The sequence below is a fragment of the Pseudomonas sp. R19M genome, from assembly GCF_050312585.1.
Classification (GTDB): domain Bacteria; phylum Pseudomonadota; class Gammaproteobacteria; order Pseudomonadales; family Pseudomonadaceae; genus Aquipseudomonas; species Aquipseudomonas palleroniana.
Window position 1 is genome coordinate 1 of record NZ_JBNPJV010000016.1, and the last position, 15,148, is coordinate 15,148.

Annotated in this window: 15 protein-coding genes; 5 read left to right on the forward strand and 10 right to left on the reverse strand. The window is 60.2% G+C overall.

Translation table 11 applies throughout. The features are described 5' to 3' along the window. Positions 1-91: 91 nt before the first annotated feature. A complete protein-coding gene (locus ACQRBT_RS02010; protein WP_060753706.1) occupies positions 92-1,162 on the reverse strand; it encodes an AI-2E family transporter in 1,071 nt (356 codons plus the stop codon). 30 nt (positions 1,163-1,192) lie between these two features. Then, complete coding sequence (locus ACQRBT_RS02015) at positions 1,193-1,432, reverse strand: sulfurtransferase TusA family protein (RefSeq protein ID WP_010212198.1); 240 nt, start codon at positions 1,430-1,432, stop codon at positions 1,193-1,195. Between the two features lie 94 nt (positions 1,433-1,526). On the opposite strand from ACQRBT_RS02015, the gene ACQRBT_RS02020 reads away from it, so the two are divergent. Then, positions 1,527-2,960 carry a M48 family metalloprotease gene (locus ACQRBT_RS02020; RefSeq protein ID WP_060753708.1) on the forward strand — a complete coding sequence of 478 codons (1,434 nt, stop codon included), beginning with the start codon at positions 1,527-1,529 and terminating at the stop codon, positions 2,958-2,960. Positions 2,961-3,027: 67 nt separating this feature from the next. On the opposite strand, the gene ACQRBT_RS02025 is transcribed toward ACQRBT_RS02020, so the two are convergent. The 4 genes from ACQRBT_RS02025 to rpoE all read right to left on the reverse strand — a co-directional run bounded on the left by ACQRBT_RS02025 (position 3,028) and on the right by rpoE (position 6,882). After that, complete coding sequence (locus ACQRBT_RS02025; RefSeq protein WP_244384056.1) at positions 3,028-4,467, reverse strand: DegQ family serine endoprotease; 1,440 nt, start codon at positions 4,465-4,467, stop codon at positions 3,028-3,030. A gap of 234 nt (positions 4,468-4,701) precedes the next feature. Continuing rightward, positions 4,702-5,664 (reverse strand): MucB/RseB C-terminal domain-containing protein, encoded by a 963-nt coding sequence (locus ACQRBT_RS02030; protein WP_060753710.1) that lies wholly within the window; start codon positions 5,662-5,664, stop codon positions 4,702-4,704. A 16-nt stretch (positions 5,665-5,680) separates the two neighbouring features. Beyond that, positions 5,681-6,268 (reverse strand): sigma-E factor negative regulatory protein, encoded by a 588-nt coding sequence (locus ACQRBT_RS02035; RefSeq protein WP_060753711.1) that lies wholly within the window; start codon positions 6,266-6,268, stop codon positions 5,681-5,683. A gap of 32 nt (positions 6,269-6,300) precedes the next feature. After that, the gene (gene rpoE, locus ACQRBT_RS02040) at positions 6,301-6,882 is read right to left on the reverse strand and encodes an RNA polymerase sigma factor RpoE (protein WP_060753712.1); all 582 of its coding nucleotides are present in this window, start codon (positions 6,880-6,882) and stop codon (positions 6,301-6,303) included. Between the two features lie 464 nt (positions 6,883-7,346). Between rpoE and nadB the strand changes: the two genes are divergently transcribed. Next, complete coding sequence (gene nadB / locus ACQRBT_RS02045) at positions 7,347-8,963, forward strand: L-aspartate oxidase (RefSeq protein WP_060753713.1); 1,617 nt, start codon at positions 7,347-7,349, stop codon at positions 8,961-8,963. Here the strand turns inward: nadB and ACQRBT_RS02050 are convergent. Together ACQRBT_RS02050 and ACQRBT_RS02055 are read right to left on the reverse strand one after the other, a co-directional pair. Beyond that, complete coding sequence (locus tag ACQRBT_RS02050) at positions 8,932-9,378, reverse strand: protein YgfX (RefSeq protein WP_060753714.1); 447 nt, start codon at positions 9,376-9,378, stop codon at positions 8,932-8,934. The two genes, nadB and ACQRBT_RS02050, sit on opposite strands and share 32 nt — an antisense overlap. Next, positions 9,362-9,616 carry a succinate dehydrogenase assembly factor 2 gene (locus ACQRBT_RS02055; protein WP_017255216.1) on the reverse strand — a complete coding sequence of 85 codons (255 nt, stop codon included), beginning with the start codon at positions 9,614-9,616 and terminating at the stop codon, positions 9,362-9,364. Before ACQRBT_RS02055 ends, ACQRBT_RS02050 begins: the two co-directional genes overlap by 17 nt. Positions 9,617-9,756: 140 nt before the next feature. On the opposite strand from ACQRBT_RS02055, the gene ACQRBT_RS02060 reads away from it, so the two are divergent. Both ACQRBT_RS02060 and ACQRBT_RS02065 read left to right on the forward strand, forming a co-directional pair. After that, positions 9,757-10,698 carry a YgfZ/GcvT domain-containing protein gene (locus ACQRBT_RS02060; RefSeq protein ID WP_060753715.1) on the forward strand — a complete coding sequence of 314 codons (942 nt, stop codon included), beginning with the start codon at positions 9,757-9,759 and terminating at the stop codon, positions 10,696-10,698. Between the two features lie 36 nt (positions 10,699-10,734). Then, on the forward strand, positions 10,735-11,556 hold the full coding sequence (locus tag ACQRBT_RS02065; protein ID WP_090366225.1) for an HDOD domain-containing protein: 822 nt from the start codon (positions 10,735-10,737) through the stop codon (positions 11,554-11,556). Here ACQRBT_RS02065 and ACQRBT_RS02070 read toward each other — a convergent pair whose 3' ends face one another. Further along, positions 11,557-12,942 (reverse strand): sensor histidine kinase, encoded by a 1,386-nt coding sequence (locus ACQRBT_RS02070; RefSeq protein WP_060753717.1) that lies wholly within the window; start codon positions 12,940-12,942, stop codon positions 11,557-11,559. Further along, complete coding sequence (locus ACQRBT_RS02075) at positions 12,935-13,606, reverse strand: response regulator (protein ID WP_060753718.1); 672 nt, start codon at positions 13,604-13,606, stop codon at positions 12,935-12,937. Before ACQRBT_RS02075 ends, ACQRBT_RS02070 begins: the two co-directional genes overlap by 8 nt. A gap of 234 nt (positions 13,607-13,840) precedes the next feature. On the opposite strand from ACQRBT_RS02075, the gene ACQRBT_RS02080 reads away from it, so the two are divergent. Then, positions 13,841-15,130 carry an OprD family porin gene (locus ACQRBT_RS02080; RefSeq protein WP_412046631.1) on the forward strand — a complete coding sequence of 430 codons (1,290 nt, stop codon included), beginning with the start codon at positions 13,841-13,843 and terminating at the stop codon, positions 15,128-15,130. Positions 15,131-15,148: the final 18 nt, after the last annotated feature.

Here is a 15,148-nt window from a genome sequence, read left to right on the forward strand (position 1 = left end):
CGCCCCAACACGGACGCCGCGGTGTTTCAGACAGACCGAGGCGCCTGGGTTTGGGGCGGCTTTGCCGCCCAGCGCGGGGCAAGCCCGCTCACTACAATAGCGGTGCAACTATAGGTTCCTGTCGCGGCCACGCGTCGAGCACCGCCTTGAACAGCGTCGCCAGGGGAATCGCGAAGAACACGCCCCAGAATCCCCACAACCCACCGAACAACAACACCGCGCAGATGATCGCCACCGGGTGCAGGTTGACGGCTTCCGAGAACAGCAGCGGCACCAGCACATTGCCATCCAGGGTCTGGATAATGCCGTACACCGCCATCAGGTAGATGAACTGGTCGCTCCACCCCCACTGGAACAAGGCGATCAACGTCACCGGCACCGTCACCACCACTGCGCCGACATATGGCACTACTACAGACACGCCCACCAGCAGTGCCAGTAACGCCGCATAGTTGAGCCCGAGGACCACAAAGGCGATGTAGGTGACGCCCCCACAGATAACGATCTCAATCACCTTGCCGCGAATGTAGTTGGCAATCTGACGGTTCATCTCTTCGGCCACTCGGGTAATCAGCGCCCTTTCACGCGGCAGGTAACCGCGGACCCAGCGGCCGATCATCTCGCGGTCCTTGAGGAAGAAAAACACCAGGATCGGCACCAGCACCAGATAGATCATGATGTTGACCAACAACGGCAGGCTGGACAGAGAAAAGGTCAGCGCCCACTGCCCGAATTTTCCGATCTCGCCGCGCGCCAGTTCAATGGCCTGCACCACCTGCTCATCCGACACCAGATGCGGATAGCGTTCAGGCAACATCAGCAACAACGACTGCCACTTGGCCAACATCCCCGGCAACTCGTTGAACAGGGTGATCAACTGATGCCACAGCAGCGGCAGCACCACCACGATGAATACCACCAGCAAGCCCATGAACAGGGCAAACACCAACCCCACCGCCACACCACCCGGTAAGCGCAAACGTTCCAGGGTGTTGACCAACCCTTGCATCAGGTACGCCAGCACCATCCCTGCCAGTACCGGCGCCAGCATGCCACCCAAAGTGAGCACCGCCGTAAAAGCCAGGAACAGCAGGACCGCCAGCACCACGGCCTCTTCATCGGAAAAGTAGCGCTGGATCCAGTCTCGTAACACTTTGAACATCAATCAACCTCGGATGATGGGGCGAACGATTCAGGCCTTTCGTAGCCAGTAACGGTACACCCCGGCGGCGTCTTCTTCGTGCAGCAGGGTATGACCGGCCAACTTGGCAAAGGTCCGGAAATCGCGCTGGGAGCCGGCATCCGTGGCGATCACCTTGAGTACTGCGCCACTGGCCAATCGATTGAGTTCCAACTTGGCCTTGAGCAGGGGCAACGGGCAATTCAGGCCGCTGGCATCAAGCTCCGCATCAAAGGCTACAGCGTCGGTCATGGTTTTACTCCGGACAAGCGTTGGGCTGCTTAGAATATCTGGTCCGAAGCTCAGTGTCCGGCTACAGTAGACTCTTTGTCGAAAGGCTTTGTGCATGACTTTTTTGCGCCCTACCCTGCTGACGCTGGCTTGCCTGCTGGCCTCTCCAGGCTTCGCTGACGACCTGCCGTCACTTGGCGACGCCAGTTCTGCCATTGTCTCGCCACAACAGGAATACCAACTGGGCCGCGCCTGGCTTGCCTACTTACGCGGCCAGGTGTCGCAGCTCAATGACCCGCAGCTCAAAGACTACGTCGAAACCAGCGTGTACAAACTGGTGGAGACCAGCCAGGTCAATGATCGGCGCCTGGAATTCATCCTGATCAACAGTCCGCAACTCAACGCCTTTGCCGCGCCCGGCGGGATTGTCGGGGTCAACGGCGGCCTGTTTCTCAATGCCCAGACCGAAGGTGAGTACGCCTCGGTATTGGCACACGAACTGGCTCACTTGTCCCAACGTCACTTTGCACGGGGCGTGGAAGCACAGTCGCGCATGCAGCTCCCGATGATGGCCGCCCTGCTCGGCGGCATCATCGCCGCGGCGGCAGGCGCAGGTGACGCCGGCATTGCCGCCATTGCCGGCAGCCAGGCGGCGGCTATCCAGGAGCAGCGCCGGTTCTCGCGCCAGAATGAACAGGAGGCTGACCGGATCGGCATCCTCAACCTGGAAAAAGCCGGGTACGACCCGCGCTCCATGCCCACCATGTTCGAACGGCTGATGCGCCAATACCGCTTCGACGCCAAGCCACCGGAGTTCCTGCTGACTCACCCGGTTACCGAATCGCGGATTGCCGACACCCGCAACCGCGCCGAACAAGCCAAACCCGGCGGTAAGGAAGACAGCCTGCGCTATCAACTGATCCGCGCGCGCGTACAACTGCAATATGAAGACACCCCAGGCCTGGCCGCCAAGCGGTTCCAGGCACAACTGGACGAAAACCCGAAAAACGACGTGGCACGCTATGGCCTGGCCATTGCCCAGATCAAGGGTACCCAGCTCAAGGCGGCCCGAGAAAACCTGGCACCGCTGCTGGCCAAAGCCCCCAATGACATCACCTACAACCTGGCGCAGATCGAGTTGGACATCACCAACAATCGCCTGCCGGATGCCCAGCAACGCACGGACCGGATGCTCACCCAATACCCCGGCAACTATCCGCTGAATCAGGTGCGCGTGGACTTGCTGCTCAAGCAGAACCGTACCGCAGATGCGGAGAAAGCCCTGGACGGTTTGCTCAAATCCCGCCCCGATGACCCGGATGTCTGGTACCAGGTCGCCGAGACCCGCGGTTTGTCCGGCAACATCATCGGTTTGCATCAGGCCCGCGCCGAGTACTTTGCCTTGGTGGGTGACTTCCAGCAGGCCATTCAACAGCTGGATTTCGCCAAGCGCCGGGCAGGCAACAACTTCCCGCTGTCCTCGCGTATCGATGCACGCCAACGTGAATTGATTGAACAGGAACGTCTGGTGAAAGGGATGATGGGCTAAATCCATCGCCCACAAAAAAGCCCCGCCTTCGTTAAACGAAGGCGGGGCTTTTTAATAGGCTAGAGCCTTACTCAGCCAGCTTGAACGTGATGAAGCTCGCACGCCCCTGACGCAGCACACGCATCGACACCGAGCGATTCTTCGGCAACGCCTTGGCGATGTCGGCGAACTCCTTGGTGGAGTTGATCGCCTGATTGTTCAGGTGGGTGATCACATCTCCCGGCTGCAGGCCGATCAAGGCGGCTGGGCCGTCCTGGACTTCCTTGATCACCACGCCCCCCTTCAGGTCGAAGCTCTTCTTCTGCTCAGCGGTCAGCTCAACCACCGCAATACCCAGGCGGTTGCTGCTGCGCTCAACGCCTGGCTTGGCGTTGCCCAGCGCATCGAGGGCGGCGCCCTCTTCAGGGATAGCCCCTACGGTCAGCTCGACGTTTTGACGCTTGCCATCACGGATCACTTCCAACTTGGCCTTGCTGCCGGCTTTCAGAGCACCGACCAGGTGCGGCAAATCGGCGGACATGATGATCGGCTGGCCGTTCATGCTCAGGATCACGTCGCCAACTTGCAGGCCGCCTTTGGCAGCCGGGCCGTCGTCCTGAATCTGTGCGACCAGGGCACCGGCCGGCTTCTCGAGGCCGAAGGATTCAGCCAGGTCTTTGTTCACCTCCTGGATCACGACACCCAACCAGCCGCGGCTGACTTTGCCACCGCTCTTGAGCTGGTTGGAAACGTCCATGGCAACATCGATCGGGATCGCGAAGGATACGCCCATGAAGCCACCGGAGCGGGTATAGATCTGCGAGTTGATACCCACCACCTCGCCCGCCAGATTGAACAACGGACCACCGGAGTTACCTGGGTTGATCGGCACATCGGTCTGGATGAACGGCACGTAGTTTTCGTTCGGCAGGCTGCGGCCAATGGCACTGACGATGCCTTGGGTGACGGTATGGTCAAAGCCGAATGGCGAACCGATTGCCACGACCCACTGCCCGGCTTTCAAGTCCTGGGATTTACCCAGTTTCAGTACCGGTAAATCCTTGCCATCGATTTTCAGCAAGGCCACATCGGAGCGCGGGTCCGTACCGACCAGCTTGGCTTTCAACTCACTGCGGTCGGCCAGGCGCACGAGGATCTCGTCAGCATCGGCAATCACATGATTGTTGGTGAGGATGTAGCCATCGGAAGAAATGATGAAACCCGACCCCAGGGACTGCGCTTCGCGCTGGCCACCGCCGCCGCCACGTGGGGAGCGCTGTTGCGGCATACCCCGCTCGAAGAACTCGCGCAGCATCGGCGGCAGCCCTTCGAGGTCCGGCATCTGCTGGTTCGAGACTTTGCGCTCGGGCAGTTTCTGCGTAGTACTGATGTTCACCACGGCAGGCGAGGCCTGCTCCACCAACTGGGTGAAGTCAGGCAGTTCGGCCGCTTGCGCGGACACAGCCTGACCCAGCACCAGCACCGTGGCGACTATGGATAAGTAAGACTTCAAACGTGGTATCGACATACAGCTCCCGTTACGACGAGCAGGGTTGAGCGACAGGGTTCAAGAAACACCGAAAACTACGATCGGCATCTTTGTTCCGCGAACAAAACAAGGCCGGAGCCGACAAGCCCTGACCTATAAAAAACATGGGGATTTTTTGCAAGTGAAAATAACGAACCAGACATTTCATGCTCTCAATACCCAACCAAGCAGAGGCTCACATTGGAAGGTCAGGATGAACATAGGATTAACAACTCATGGCTGGGTGGCAACCTTTTCACCGCGCACCGACAGCGCGATGCGTTCGGCGGTGCCGATGGGGATTTCGCCGACAACCGTCACCATCATCTCGCCGTCCACCGTGTTCAGGCGCCGCGACACCGCAACCGTAGGCCCCAGTTGAGTGCGGGTTTCCGTCACGCTCGCTCCGTCTGTCGACTCGAGAAACACCGAGAAGCGTGCAAGGCCGTCGCTATACATCCAACTGTCGACAGTAGATTGGGTTTGGCTATCTCGGCGTGCGTTACTGCTGATGGGCTCAAAACCAGGCGGCAGCCAGTTCAGGTGCCATGCCTGATCGGCAGGTACTTCTGGCGCGTTGTTGTTGGAAACGGCGACGGCTTTACATTCGCCGCTGGGCTGCAGATCGCGATCAGAAAGCGCGACCGACGTATTCAGGCGGGTGAATTGAAAACGTTCCAACAACTGCCCCTGATCGTTGAGTAACAACGATTTGAGTGGCAATGCCGTTTCGCGATCCAGATGCAACTCGAAGCCATATCGGTATTGGTCTCGAGGGGTGATCGAGACAATCACCGCGTTACGACCGGCCACACGGGATTTCCCGATAACGGACAGTTCATAAAAGGGAGTGAGCTTTTGGGGATCAAGAACACGCGCGGCCGAGGCATCACGCGAATTCCCAAGGCCTGCGACGAGTGTGCCGCTGACGCATTGAGTACGACCATCTATCCGTACGACTTCCTGGGCAGAACCGTCGAGCTGGAGTAATCGCTCACGAACCTGACCATTCTGGACACGATGCCAGATGTCATGGGTAGAAAAACTGCCATTACGTTCGTAGACGAACGTACCTTCGAAGCTTTGTTGCTGCTCTGCACGCCCAAGTCGAGTCAGCCAGTCTTGGGCTTCGTCGGCATGGGCGGATAGTGCAAACCAGCTACTGAGCAAAAGCGTGAGGAGCGGTATGGCGCGCATAGTGCTCCTCAGCGATTCAACGGTTTTCCAGGCTTGCAGCACGTGCGTAAGGCAGAGCGCTTTCAGTACCTTTCAAGGCCGACTCCTGTGCGTGTTGACGCAGGTAGCCTGGAAGGCGCTGATCCTGCCAGCCGGATTGCCCTTGCAGTACGCCATTGGCCATTGGGCCGGTGGTGTCAGAGCTTTCCTTGTAGCCAGCCAGTACAGCCGGGCCCTTGACTTGCGGACCAGCCATCACCGGTTGCTGAACCTGTTGGGCCAGTTCGTTACCGGCGATTTCGTCCTGGTTGTACAGGCGAACACCCGCCAATACGGCAACAGTCACCGAAGCAGCAACCGCCAGGCGACCCAGGCTACGCCATGGACCACGAGCAGCTTTTGCCGGAACGGCTTCATCGGCCAGCGCAGCAGAAACGGCCGCAGCAATATCCAAACGAGGGATTAGTAGATCCTTGTGCATCACCGCCCGAGCGACTTGGTAACGAGACCAGGTATCACGGGTTTCGGCATCATCAAATGCGTTGAGCACTCGACGAAGTTCCAGTTCATCCGCTTCGTTATCCATCACTGCGGACAGCGATTCCTGCAGGGCATCACGACTCATGGCGGTTCCTCTCTTGGCTGTCGCCGCTGTCTTTAGTTTTCCTGCAACAACGGTTGCAAGGCTTTGTCGATGGCTTCCCGGGCCCGGAAAATCCGTGACCTTACAGTCCCCACCGGACATTGCATGACGCTCGCAATGTCTTCGTAACTCAGACCATCGAATTCACGTAAAGTTAACGCGGTACGCAAATCTTCCGGCAGTTGCTGAATTGTGCGATGAACGGTGCCTTCGATTTCGTCGCGCAGCAATGAACGCTCCGGCGACTCGAGATCCTTGAGGCCATGATCACCATCGTAAAATTCAGCATCTTCTGAACTTACATCACTATCGGGTGGGCGGCGGCCGCGAGACACCAGATAGTTCTTCGCCGTGTTAATGGCGATGCGATATAGCCACGTGTAAAACGCACTATCACCGCGGAAATTGCCTAGTGCACGGTATGCCTTGATAAAGGCTTCCTGTGCTACATCCTGCGCTTCATGGGTGTCGTGCACGAATCGCACGATCAACCCGAGAATTTTGTGCTGGTATTTCAGCACTAGCAGATCAAATGCACGCTTGTCACCGCGCTGAACGCGCTCGACCAGCTGCTGATCCTCTTCCTGGGTTAGCATGAACACTCCTCGTTGTACTTGAAGGAGGCTTGCATAACTAAACGACCAGGCTTGCAAACATAGACTCGGGCTTTTCGCAAAAGTTCTCCCCTTTCAAGCAAGTTTCCGGTGCGCACTGTTTTGGCACACACGAAAAACGCAGCTCGGGCAACGCCGGCTGCGCGAATAATCTTGTCGTCGGCTTCCTGACGCGTCCAATGCTCCCGACGGGCCAATAAACTCAACGTTTTCCCAGCTTTCGGGCAACCTGCTATTGAGTCGGGACTGCTGCAAAAAGTTCCCCCCTCCAATAACCGGCTCATTTCACCCGACTGATGCACGGCAATCTCATATTGCCACGAATGCCCGGCTATTGTGCCGCTCCCCCCCTCTATATACTAGTGGCCCGTGTGACCCTTTGATTCGCCGATCCAGGCGTCCTGTTTGCGCCAGCCTTTCGGATCGCTTTTTGCGGAATCCTTCCAATGAGCCAACAGTTTCAACACGATGTCCTGGTGATCGGTAGCGGCGCGGCCGGCTTGAGCCTTGCGCTGACCCTTCCCAGCCATTTGCGCATTGCCGTACTGAGCAAGGGCGACCTGGCCAACGGCTCGACCTTCTGGGCCCAGGGCGGGGTCGCCGCCGTGCTGGACGACACCGACACGGTGCAATCCCACGTTGAGGACACCCTGAATGCCGGCGGTGGCCTGTGCAATGAAGACGCGGTGCGCTTTACCGTCGAACATAGCCGCGAAGCCATTCAATGGTTGATCGACCAAGGGGTGCCGTTCACGCGTGACGAGCAGGCGGGCAACGATGATGGCGGATTCGAGTTCCACCTGACCCGTGAAGGCGGCCACAGCCATCGCCGCATCATCCACGCCGCCGATGCCACCGGTGCCGCGATCTTCAAGACCTTGCTCGAACAAGCCCGACAACGCCCCAACATTGAATTGCTGGAACAACGCGTCGCCGTCGACCTGATCACCGAAAAACGCCTGGGCCTGGACGGCGAACGTTGCCTCGGCGCCTACGTGCTCAACCGCGCCAGCGGCGAAGTCGATACCTACGGCGCACGCTTCACCATCCTCGCATCCGGTGGTGCAGCCAAGGTCTACCTCTACACCAGCAACCCCGACGGAGCCTGCGGCGATGGCATCGCCATGGCCTGGCGTTCCGGCTGCCGCGTGGCCAACCTGGAATTCAACCAATTCCACCCCACGTGCCTGTACCACCCGCAGGCCAAGAGTTTCCTGGTCACCGAAGCCCTGCGCGGTGAAGGTGCACACCTGAAGCTGCCCAATGGTGAGCGCTTCATGCAGCGCTTCGACCCACGCGCCGAACTGGCGCCACGGGATATCGTCGCCCGCGCCATCGACCATGAAATGAAGCGCCTGGGCATCGACTGCGTCTACTTGGACATCAGCCACAAACCCGAAGCCTTCATCAAGAGCCACTTCCCGACGGTCTACGAACGCTGCCTGACCTTCAATATCGACATCACCAAAGGCCCGATCCCGGTGGTGCCGGCGGCGCACTACACCTGTGGTGGCGTAATGGTCGACCAGCACGGGCGCACCGATGTACCGGGCCTGTATGCAATTGGCGAAACCAGCTTCACCGGCCTGCATGGCGCCAACCGCATGGCCAGTAACTCGCTGCTTGAGTGCTTTGTCTACGCGCGCTCGGCGGCGGCCGACATTCTTGAACAACTGCCATACATTCCAGTGCCCGCCGCCCTGCCCCGCTGGGACGCCAGCCAGGTCACCGATTCGGATGAAGACGTGATCATCGCCCACAACTGGGACGAATTGCGGCGCTTCATGTGGGACTACGTAGGGATCGTGCGCACCAATAAGCGCCTGCAACGGGCGCAACACCGGGTGCGATTGTTGCTCGATGAGATCGACGAGTTCTACAGCAACTATAAGGTCAGCCGCGACCTGATCGAATTACGCAACCTGGCCCAGGTGGCGGAATTGATGATCCGCTCGGCCATGGAGCGCAAGGAAAGCCGGGGGTTGCATTACACCCTTGACTACCCCCAGATGCTACCCGAGGCCCGCGACACTATCCTGGTGCCAACCACCTACGGCGGCTGAACTTGAGGCGCACCCGCAGGCGCCGATGCACATCGGCAGCCTGCGAGTCCTTCGGCACACAGAGCGAACGCACGCGCCACTCACCCTGCACCCGATAACGCAGCACCACGATCCATGGCAATGCCAGGCTGTCGGGGCGCAGTTGCACGCTGTGCCAGCCGCGCTCATCACTGAACAGCTGCCAGCCATCTTCATCCCGGCGCAGACCGCGAACCGACGAACGGTGAGTCAGCCGGATGTGGCGCGGTAGTGCCCAGGCGGCATGCGCCAGGCACAACAGCGTGCCAAGGCTTGAATAAGGAAGGTCGAGAACCAGCAGACTCCCCAGCGCGAGCAACTGGGCAAGCAGATATGCCGCCAGCAGCAGCCCAGAGGCCTGCCAGCGGCATTCGAAGCGATTACTTGGGCTGGACACGGTCCAGGATCATCCGGACCATGCGTTGCAGCTCCGGGTCTTCGGATTCGCTGCGCTCCATGAACCAGCCGAACATGTCCTGGTCTTCGCAAGTCAACAGCCTGACGTAGAGGTCACGATCCACCTGATCGAGCGTCGCATAGACCTCTTTGGTGAACGGCACCAGCAACACATCCAACTCCAGCATGCCGCGGCGGCTGTGCCAGTAGAGGCGATTGATTTCTACATCTTCGACCATGGAGCGCTCCTCAAATAGAGCGCAAGTATACAGGCCCGACGGCGGTGGAACAGTCGGCTTTGGTCGCCCCTTACGGAAACTATCCATTTGCCGGGCGCCCCTCTATGATGCACCCATGACTTTTTGACCTGCGATGACCCATGGCTGACTCTGCTTTTTTCTGCCCCTTGTCCCACGAAGGCGTTCTCGCCGTCCGCGGCGCCGACGCTGCCAAATTCCTCCAAGGGCAACTGACCTGCAACCTCAATTACCTGAGTGACACTCAAGCCAGCCTCGGCGCGCGCTGCACCCAGAAAGGGCGTATGCAGTCGAGCTTTCGCATCCTGCTGCAAGGCGATGGCGTGCTGCTGGCAATGGTCTGCGAATTGCTCGAACCGCAACTGGCGGACCTGAAAAAGTACGCGGTGTTCTCCAAGTCCAAACTCACTGACGAAAGCGCCGCCTGGGCACGCTTTGGTCTGGCGGATGCGGATCAGGCCCTGGCCAGCCTCGGCCTTCAATTGCCTGGCGAGACCGACAGCGTCGTACGTACCGACTCGCTGATCGCCATCCGTGTGTCCCCCGGCCGCGCCGAACTCTGGGCCCCTGCCGAACAAGCCGAAGCCCTGCACGCGCAACTCAATGCACAGTTGAAGGAAGCCGGCTTGAATGACTGGCTGCTCGGCCAGATCCGCGCCGGTATCGGCCAGGTCATGCCGCAAACGCGCGAACTGTTCATTCCACAGATGCTCAACCTGCAGGCCGTAGGCGGCGTCAGCTTCAAGAAAGGTTGCTACACCGGCCAGGAAATCGTCGCCCGCATGCAATACCTGGGCAAGCTCAAGCGACGCCTGTATCGCCTGAGTCTCAACGCGGCCGAACTTCCGGAGCCCGGCACCCCGCTGTTCTCTCCCAGCCACAACAGTTCGATCGGCGAAGTGGTGATCGCGGCAAAAGCTGACTCATCCGTTGAACTTCTGGCGGTGTTGCAAGCCGAAGCTGCCGACAGCGGCGATGTGCACTTGGGCACCCTGGAAGGCCCTGGCCTGCAACTGCTCGACCTGCCTTACCCACTGGATCGCGATAAAGAGATCCAGCGTTAATCGCCGTACCTTTTTGCAGCACCCTAGAGAGCATGAATGAACAAGCTGGCGGAAAAAGTTCAACAGGCTTTGGTGAAGGCCATCGACAACGATGACCTGGTTCTGCCGACATTACCGGAAGTGGCCCTGAAGATTCGCCAAGCCGCCGAAGACCCGGATATCAGCATCAGCCACTTGAGCAAGGTGATCGGTCGCGATACCGCTTTGTCGGCGCGGCTGATCAAAGTGGTCAACAGCCCACTGTTGCGCGCAACTCAGGAAGTCACCGACCTGCATACCGCCATCACCCGGCTGGGCACCAACTACAGCAGCAACCTGGCCATCGGCCTGGTGATGGAGCAAATCTTCCACGCCCGCTCCGAAGTGGTCGAGTTGAAAATGCGTGAAGTCTGGCGGCGCAGCCTGGAAGTGGCAGGCGTCAGCTATGCCCTGTGCCGCCGCTTCAGCCAGTTGAAGCCGGACCAGGCAGCCCTTGGCGGGCTGGTCCACCAAATCGGCGTGCTGCCGATCCTCACCTATGCCGAAGACCACTACGAACTGCTCTCGGACCCGGTCAGCCTGAATCACGTCATCGACAGCATTCACCCGGTGCTCGGGAACAAACTGCTGCGCGTCTGGGATTTCCCGGAGATGCTGGCCAACCTGCCGGTGCAATACCTGGACCTGGAGCGTGACTCGGCGAAGCTGGACTACATCGACCTGGTACAGATCGCCAACCTGTATTGCCACCGAGGCACCGGCCACCCGTTGGCGAACGTACCGGTATCGACATTGCCGTCCGCCAGGAAATTGCGCACAGATCTCTACAGCGATGCCCTTCTGACAGAGCTGGATGAAGCACGCTCGATGTTTTACTGATCACCCCGCGATAAAACTCACCCGCACTTTCAACCCCGCCGATTCACCGTCGTGCAAACTGATCTGCGCCAGATGCGCCCGGCAGATCTCCCCGACAATCGCCAACCCCAGCCCCGAACCCACACCCTGCTGGCTACGGCGGTAGAAACGTTCGAAAACCCGGTCCCGCTCATCCAGCGGGATACCTGGCCCATCATCCTCGACCTCCAGCACGGCCGGGGCCATGACCCGCAGGATCACGTTGCCGCCAGGCGGGGTGTGGGCGAGTGCGTTGTCCACCAGGTTGCTCAGCAGTTCATTCAACAACGTCGGCTCGCCGCGCAGCCACACCGGTTCATCGGCTTCCAAGGCCAGGGCGACACCCCGCGCATGGGCCAGCGGCGCCATGGCCATGCCCAGTTCCCGCGCCAGTTGGCTGAGGTCGAGTAGCTGCGCGCCACCCTCGGCAATCGCCCGGGCGCCGTTTTCGATACGCGCCAGGGACAACAATTGATTGGCCAGGTGCGTCAGGCGGTCGGTGCCCTGGGCCGCCGTCTCCAGGGTGCTGCGCCAGGTGCCGGGGTCTTCGGCACGCAGGCCCAGTTCCAGCCGAGCCTTCAATGCGGCCAACGGGGTACGCAACTCGTGGGAGGCGTCGGCAATGAACTGCGCCTGGCGCTCGAACTGGCCGCGCAGACGTTCGGTGAAGTGGTTGATGGAACGCACCAGAGGGCCAAACTCATGCTGCACTTCCACCAACGGCAGCGGCCGCAAGTCGTCGGGCTGACGCTCCTCCACCGCCGTACGCAGGCGCTCCAGCGGGCGCAGCGCCGCGCTCACGGCAAACCACACCAACAGCAACGCGCCGATGGCCAGCATGCCCAAGCGCAGCAAGGTGTCGGCCATCAGGCTACGCGCCATGGCGACGCGCGCCTCCTGCGTCTCGGCGACGCGAATTTCCGCCATGCCGTTCATATTCGGTTCGGAGACCGCCTTGAGCAGGCTCACCACCCGCACGGACTGGCCCTGATACTTGGCGTCATAGAAGCGCGCCAGGGCCGGGTAATCATCGGTGCGCGGTGTGCCGGGCGGCGGGCCGGGAAGGTGTTCGTAGCCCGAGATCAGCTTCTGATCGATGTCATTGACCTGGTAATAAATGCGCCCAGCACTGTCATAGGCGAAGGTATCCAGGGCCACATACGGCACATTGGCACTTAGGGTGCCATCGACCTGGGTCAAACCGGCGGCGATCGTCCGCGCCGAGGCCAGCAGCGTGCGGTCATAGGCGGTATCGGCGGCTTCGCGTCCATTCCAGTAAGCGCTCAGGCCACTGGCGAGCATCAACACCACCAACAGCAGCGCCAGGTTCCACAGCAGCCGCCAACGCAGGCTGCTGGGCTTATGCATCACGCGCTTCCAGCAAGTACCCCAGGCCACGGAACGTCACGATGGCGATGGGTTGCCCATCGAGCTTCTTGCGCAGGCGATGCACGTAGATTTCGATCGCATCGGGGCTGGCTTCCTCGTCCAGGCCGAACACCTGGGAAGCCAGTTGCTCCTTGCTCATCACACGGCCCGGGCGCGCAATCAAAGCCTCCAGGACCGCTTGCTCGCGAGAGGTCAACGTCATCAACTCGCCCCCCACCGTGAACCGTCGGGTATCCAGGTCGTAGACCAGCACACCGCAGGTCTGCTGGCGCTCGCCGCCGAGTACGCTGCGGCGCAACAGCGCCTTGACCCGCGCTTCCAGTTCCGTCAGTTCAAACGGCTTGGCGAGGTAGTCGTCGGCGCCCAGGTTCAGGCCATGCACGCGGTCCTTCACATCACTGCGCGCCGTCAGCATCAGCACCGGCAGGTTCTTGCCGCGTGCCCGCAAGCGTGCAAGCACCTCGAAACCATCCATGCGCGGCAGCCCGACATCGAGGACCAGCACCGCATACTCCTCGCTGCCCAAGGCCAGATCCGCAGCCACCCCATCGTGCAGCACATCGACGGTCAAGCCCGTGCTCTTGAGCGCCTGGGCGACACTTTCGGCGAGCTGCAGATGGTCTTCAACCAAGAGGACACGCATGGATTTTCACCTCATTCGGGCATGGTCGACGCCACGCTTTGCGAGGCAGTTTACAGACGCCGCCTGGCCTGTGAAGCCTGAAAACATTGAAAGACAACTGAAAGGTTAGTGAAAGGTTCGCCCTTTAGCATCCCGTTACGGTGGTCTATGCCCACCCCGTTGCCTGAGCGCAACGCTCGAAAAACGCCTCGAAGCGTTTTCGCCAAAATAAGAACAATAACGGAGTACACCCCCATGCTGTCGACACAGCCCCAGGCTTGCCCGCCTGTCCGGTTTTCCCGCCTGACCCACACCGCCCTCGCCAGTGCCGCTGCGCTTGCCGGCTTTGCGCCGCTTAGCCAGGCCGCCTTCTTCGAAGACAGCAGCGCGACCCTGGAAACTCGCAACATGTACTTCAACCGCGACTTTCGTGACGGCACCAGCGCGCAGCAATCCAAGCGTGACGAATGGGCCCAGGGCTTCATGCTCAACCTGCAATCGGGCTACACCGACGGCACCGTGGGGTTTGGCGTGGATGCGCTGGGCATGCTCGGCGTCAAGCTCGACTCCAGCCCCGACCGCACCGGCACCGGCCTGTTGCCCACCGACGATGGTCGTGCGGTCGACGAGTACAGCAAACTCGGCCTGACCGGCAAAGTGAAGATCTCCGCCACCGAACTGAAAATCGGCGCACTGATCCCCGAACTGCCGATCCTCAAGCCCAACGACGGCCGCATCCTGCCGCAGACGTTCAACGGCGGCCTGCTCACCTCGAAAGAATTCAAGAACCTGGTGTTCACCGGTGGCCGCCTGGACAAAGCCAAGGACCGCGACTCCACCGACTACGAAGACATCGCCCTCAACAACAAGAACAGCCGTTTCGTCGGCGGCGCCACCGGCAAGCACTTCAACTTCGGCGGCGTCGACTACAAGTTCGCCGACAAAATCACCGGCAGCTACCACTTCGCCCAGCTCGATGACGTCTACCGCCAGCACTTCCTCGGCCTGGTGGCCTCGCGCCCGATGGGCCCCGGCATCTTTGGCGCCGACCTGCGCCTGGCCATCAGCGATGACACCGGTGCGTCCCGCGGCGGCAACATCGACAACACCTCCCTCAACGGCCTCTTCAGCTATGCCCTCAATGGCCATAAGCTCAGCGCCGGTTACCAGCACATGTCCGGCGACAGCGCCTTTCCTTATGTGGATGGCAGCGACCCGTACCTGGTCAACTTCGTACAGATCAACGACTTTGCCGGCGCCGAAGAACGCTCCTGGCAAGCGCGCTATGACTACGACTTCGCCAAACTGGGGATCCCAGGTTTGAGCTTCATGAGCCGCTACCTGTCGGGCGACCATATCAAACTCAAGAACGGCGAGACCGGCAAAGAGTGGGAACGCAACAGCGAGATCCGCTACGTGGTGCAAAGCGGCACGTTCAAGGACGTCGCCGTGCGCCTGCGCAATGCCACGTACCGTTCCAACTATTCGGCCCGTGATGCGGATGAAGTACGCCTGTTGGTCAGTTACAGCCTGGCGCTTTGGTAGTCAAACAAGCTCATAACA

Coding starts and splice junctions, on each gene's coding strand:
- ACQRBT_RS02065 (WP_090366225.1), top strand. CDS start 10,735: ATGAACAAGCTGGCGGAAAAAGTTCAACAGGCTTTGGTGAAGGCCATC.
- ACQRBT_RS02010 (WP_060753706.1), bottom strand. CDS start 1,162: ATGTTCAAAGTGTTACGAGACTGGATCCAGCGCTACTTTTCCGATGAA.
- ACQRBT_RS02035 (WP_060753711.1), bottom strand. CDS start 6,268: ATGAGTCGTGATGCCCTGCAGGAATCGCTGTCCGCAGTGATGGATAAC.
- ACQRBT_RS02075 (WP_060753718.1), bottom strand. CDS start 13,606: ATGCGTGTCCTCTTGGTTGAAGACCATCTGCAGCTCGCCGAAAGTGTC.
- ACQRBT_RS02030 (WP_060753710.1), bottom strand. CDS start 5,664: ATGCGCGCCATACCGCTCCTCACGCTTTTGCTCAGTAGCTGGTTTGCA.
- rpoE (WP_060753712.1), bottom strand. CDS start 6,882: ATGCTAACCCAGGAAGAGGATCAGCAGCTGGTCGAGCGCGTTCAGCGC.
- nadB (WP_060753713.1), top strand. CDS start 7,347: ATGAGCCAACAGTTTCAACACGATGTCCTGGTGATCGGTAGCGGCGCG.
- ACQRBT_RS02080 (WP_412046631.1), top strand. CDS start 13,841: ATGCTGTCGACACAGCCCCAGGCTTGCCCGCCTGTCCGGTTTTCCCGC.
- ACQRBT_RS02070 (WP_060753717.1), bottom strand. CDS start 12,942: ATGCATAAGCCCAGCAGCCTGCGTTGGCGGCTGCTGTGGAACCTGGCG.
- ACQRBT_RS02015 (WP_010212198.1), bottom strand. CDS start 1,432: ATGACCGACGCTGTAGCCTTTGATGCGGAGCTTGATGCCAGCGGCCTG.
- ACQRBT_RS02055 (WP_017255216.1), bottom strand. CDS start 9,616: ATGGTCGAAGATGTAGAAATCAATCGCCTCTACTGGCACAGCCGCCGC.
- ACQRBT_RS02060 (WP_060753715.1), top strand. CDS start 9,757: ATGGCTGACTCTGCTTTTTTCTGCCCCTTGTCCCACGAAGGCGTTCTC.
- ACQRBT_RS02025 (WP_244384056.1), bottom strand. CDS start 4,467: ATGTCGATACCACGTTTGAAGTCTTACTTATCCATAGTCGCCACGGTG.
- ACQRBT_RS02020 (WP_060753708.1), top strand. CDS start 1,527: ATGACTTTTTTGCGCCCTACCCTGCTGACGCTGGCTTGCCTGCTGGCC.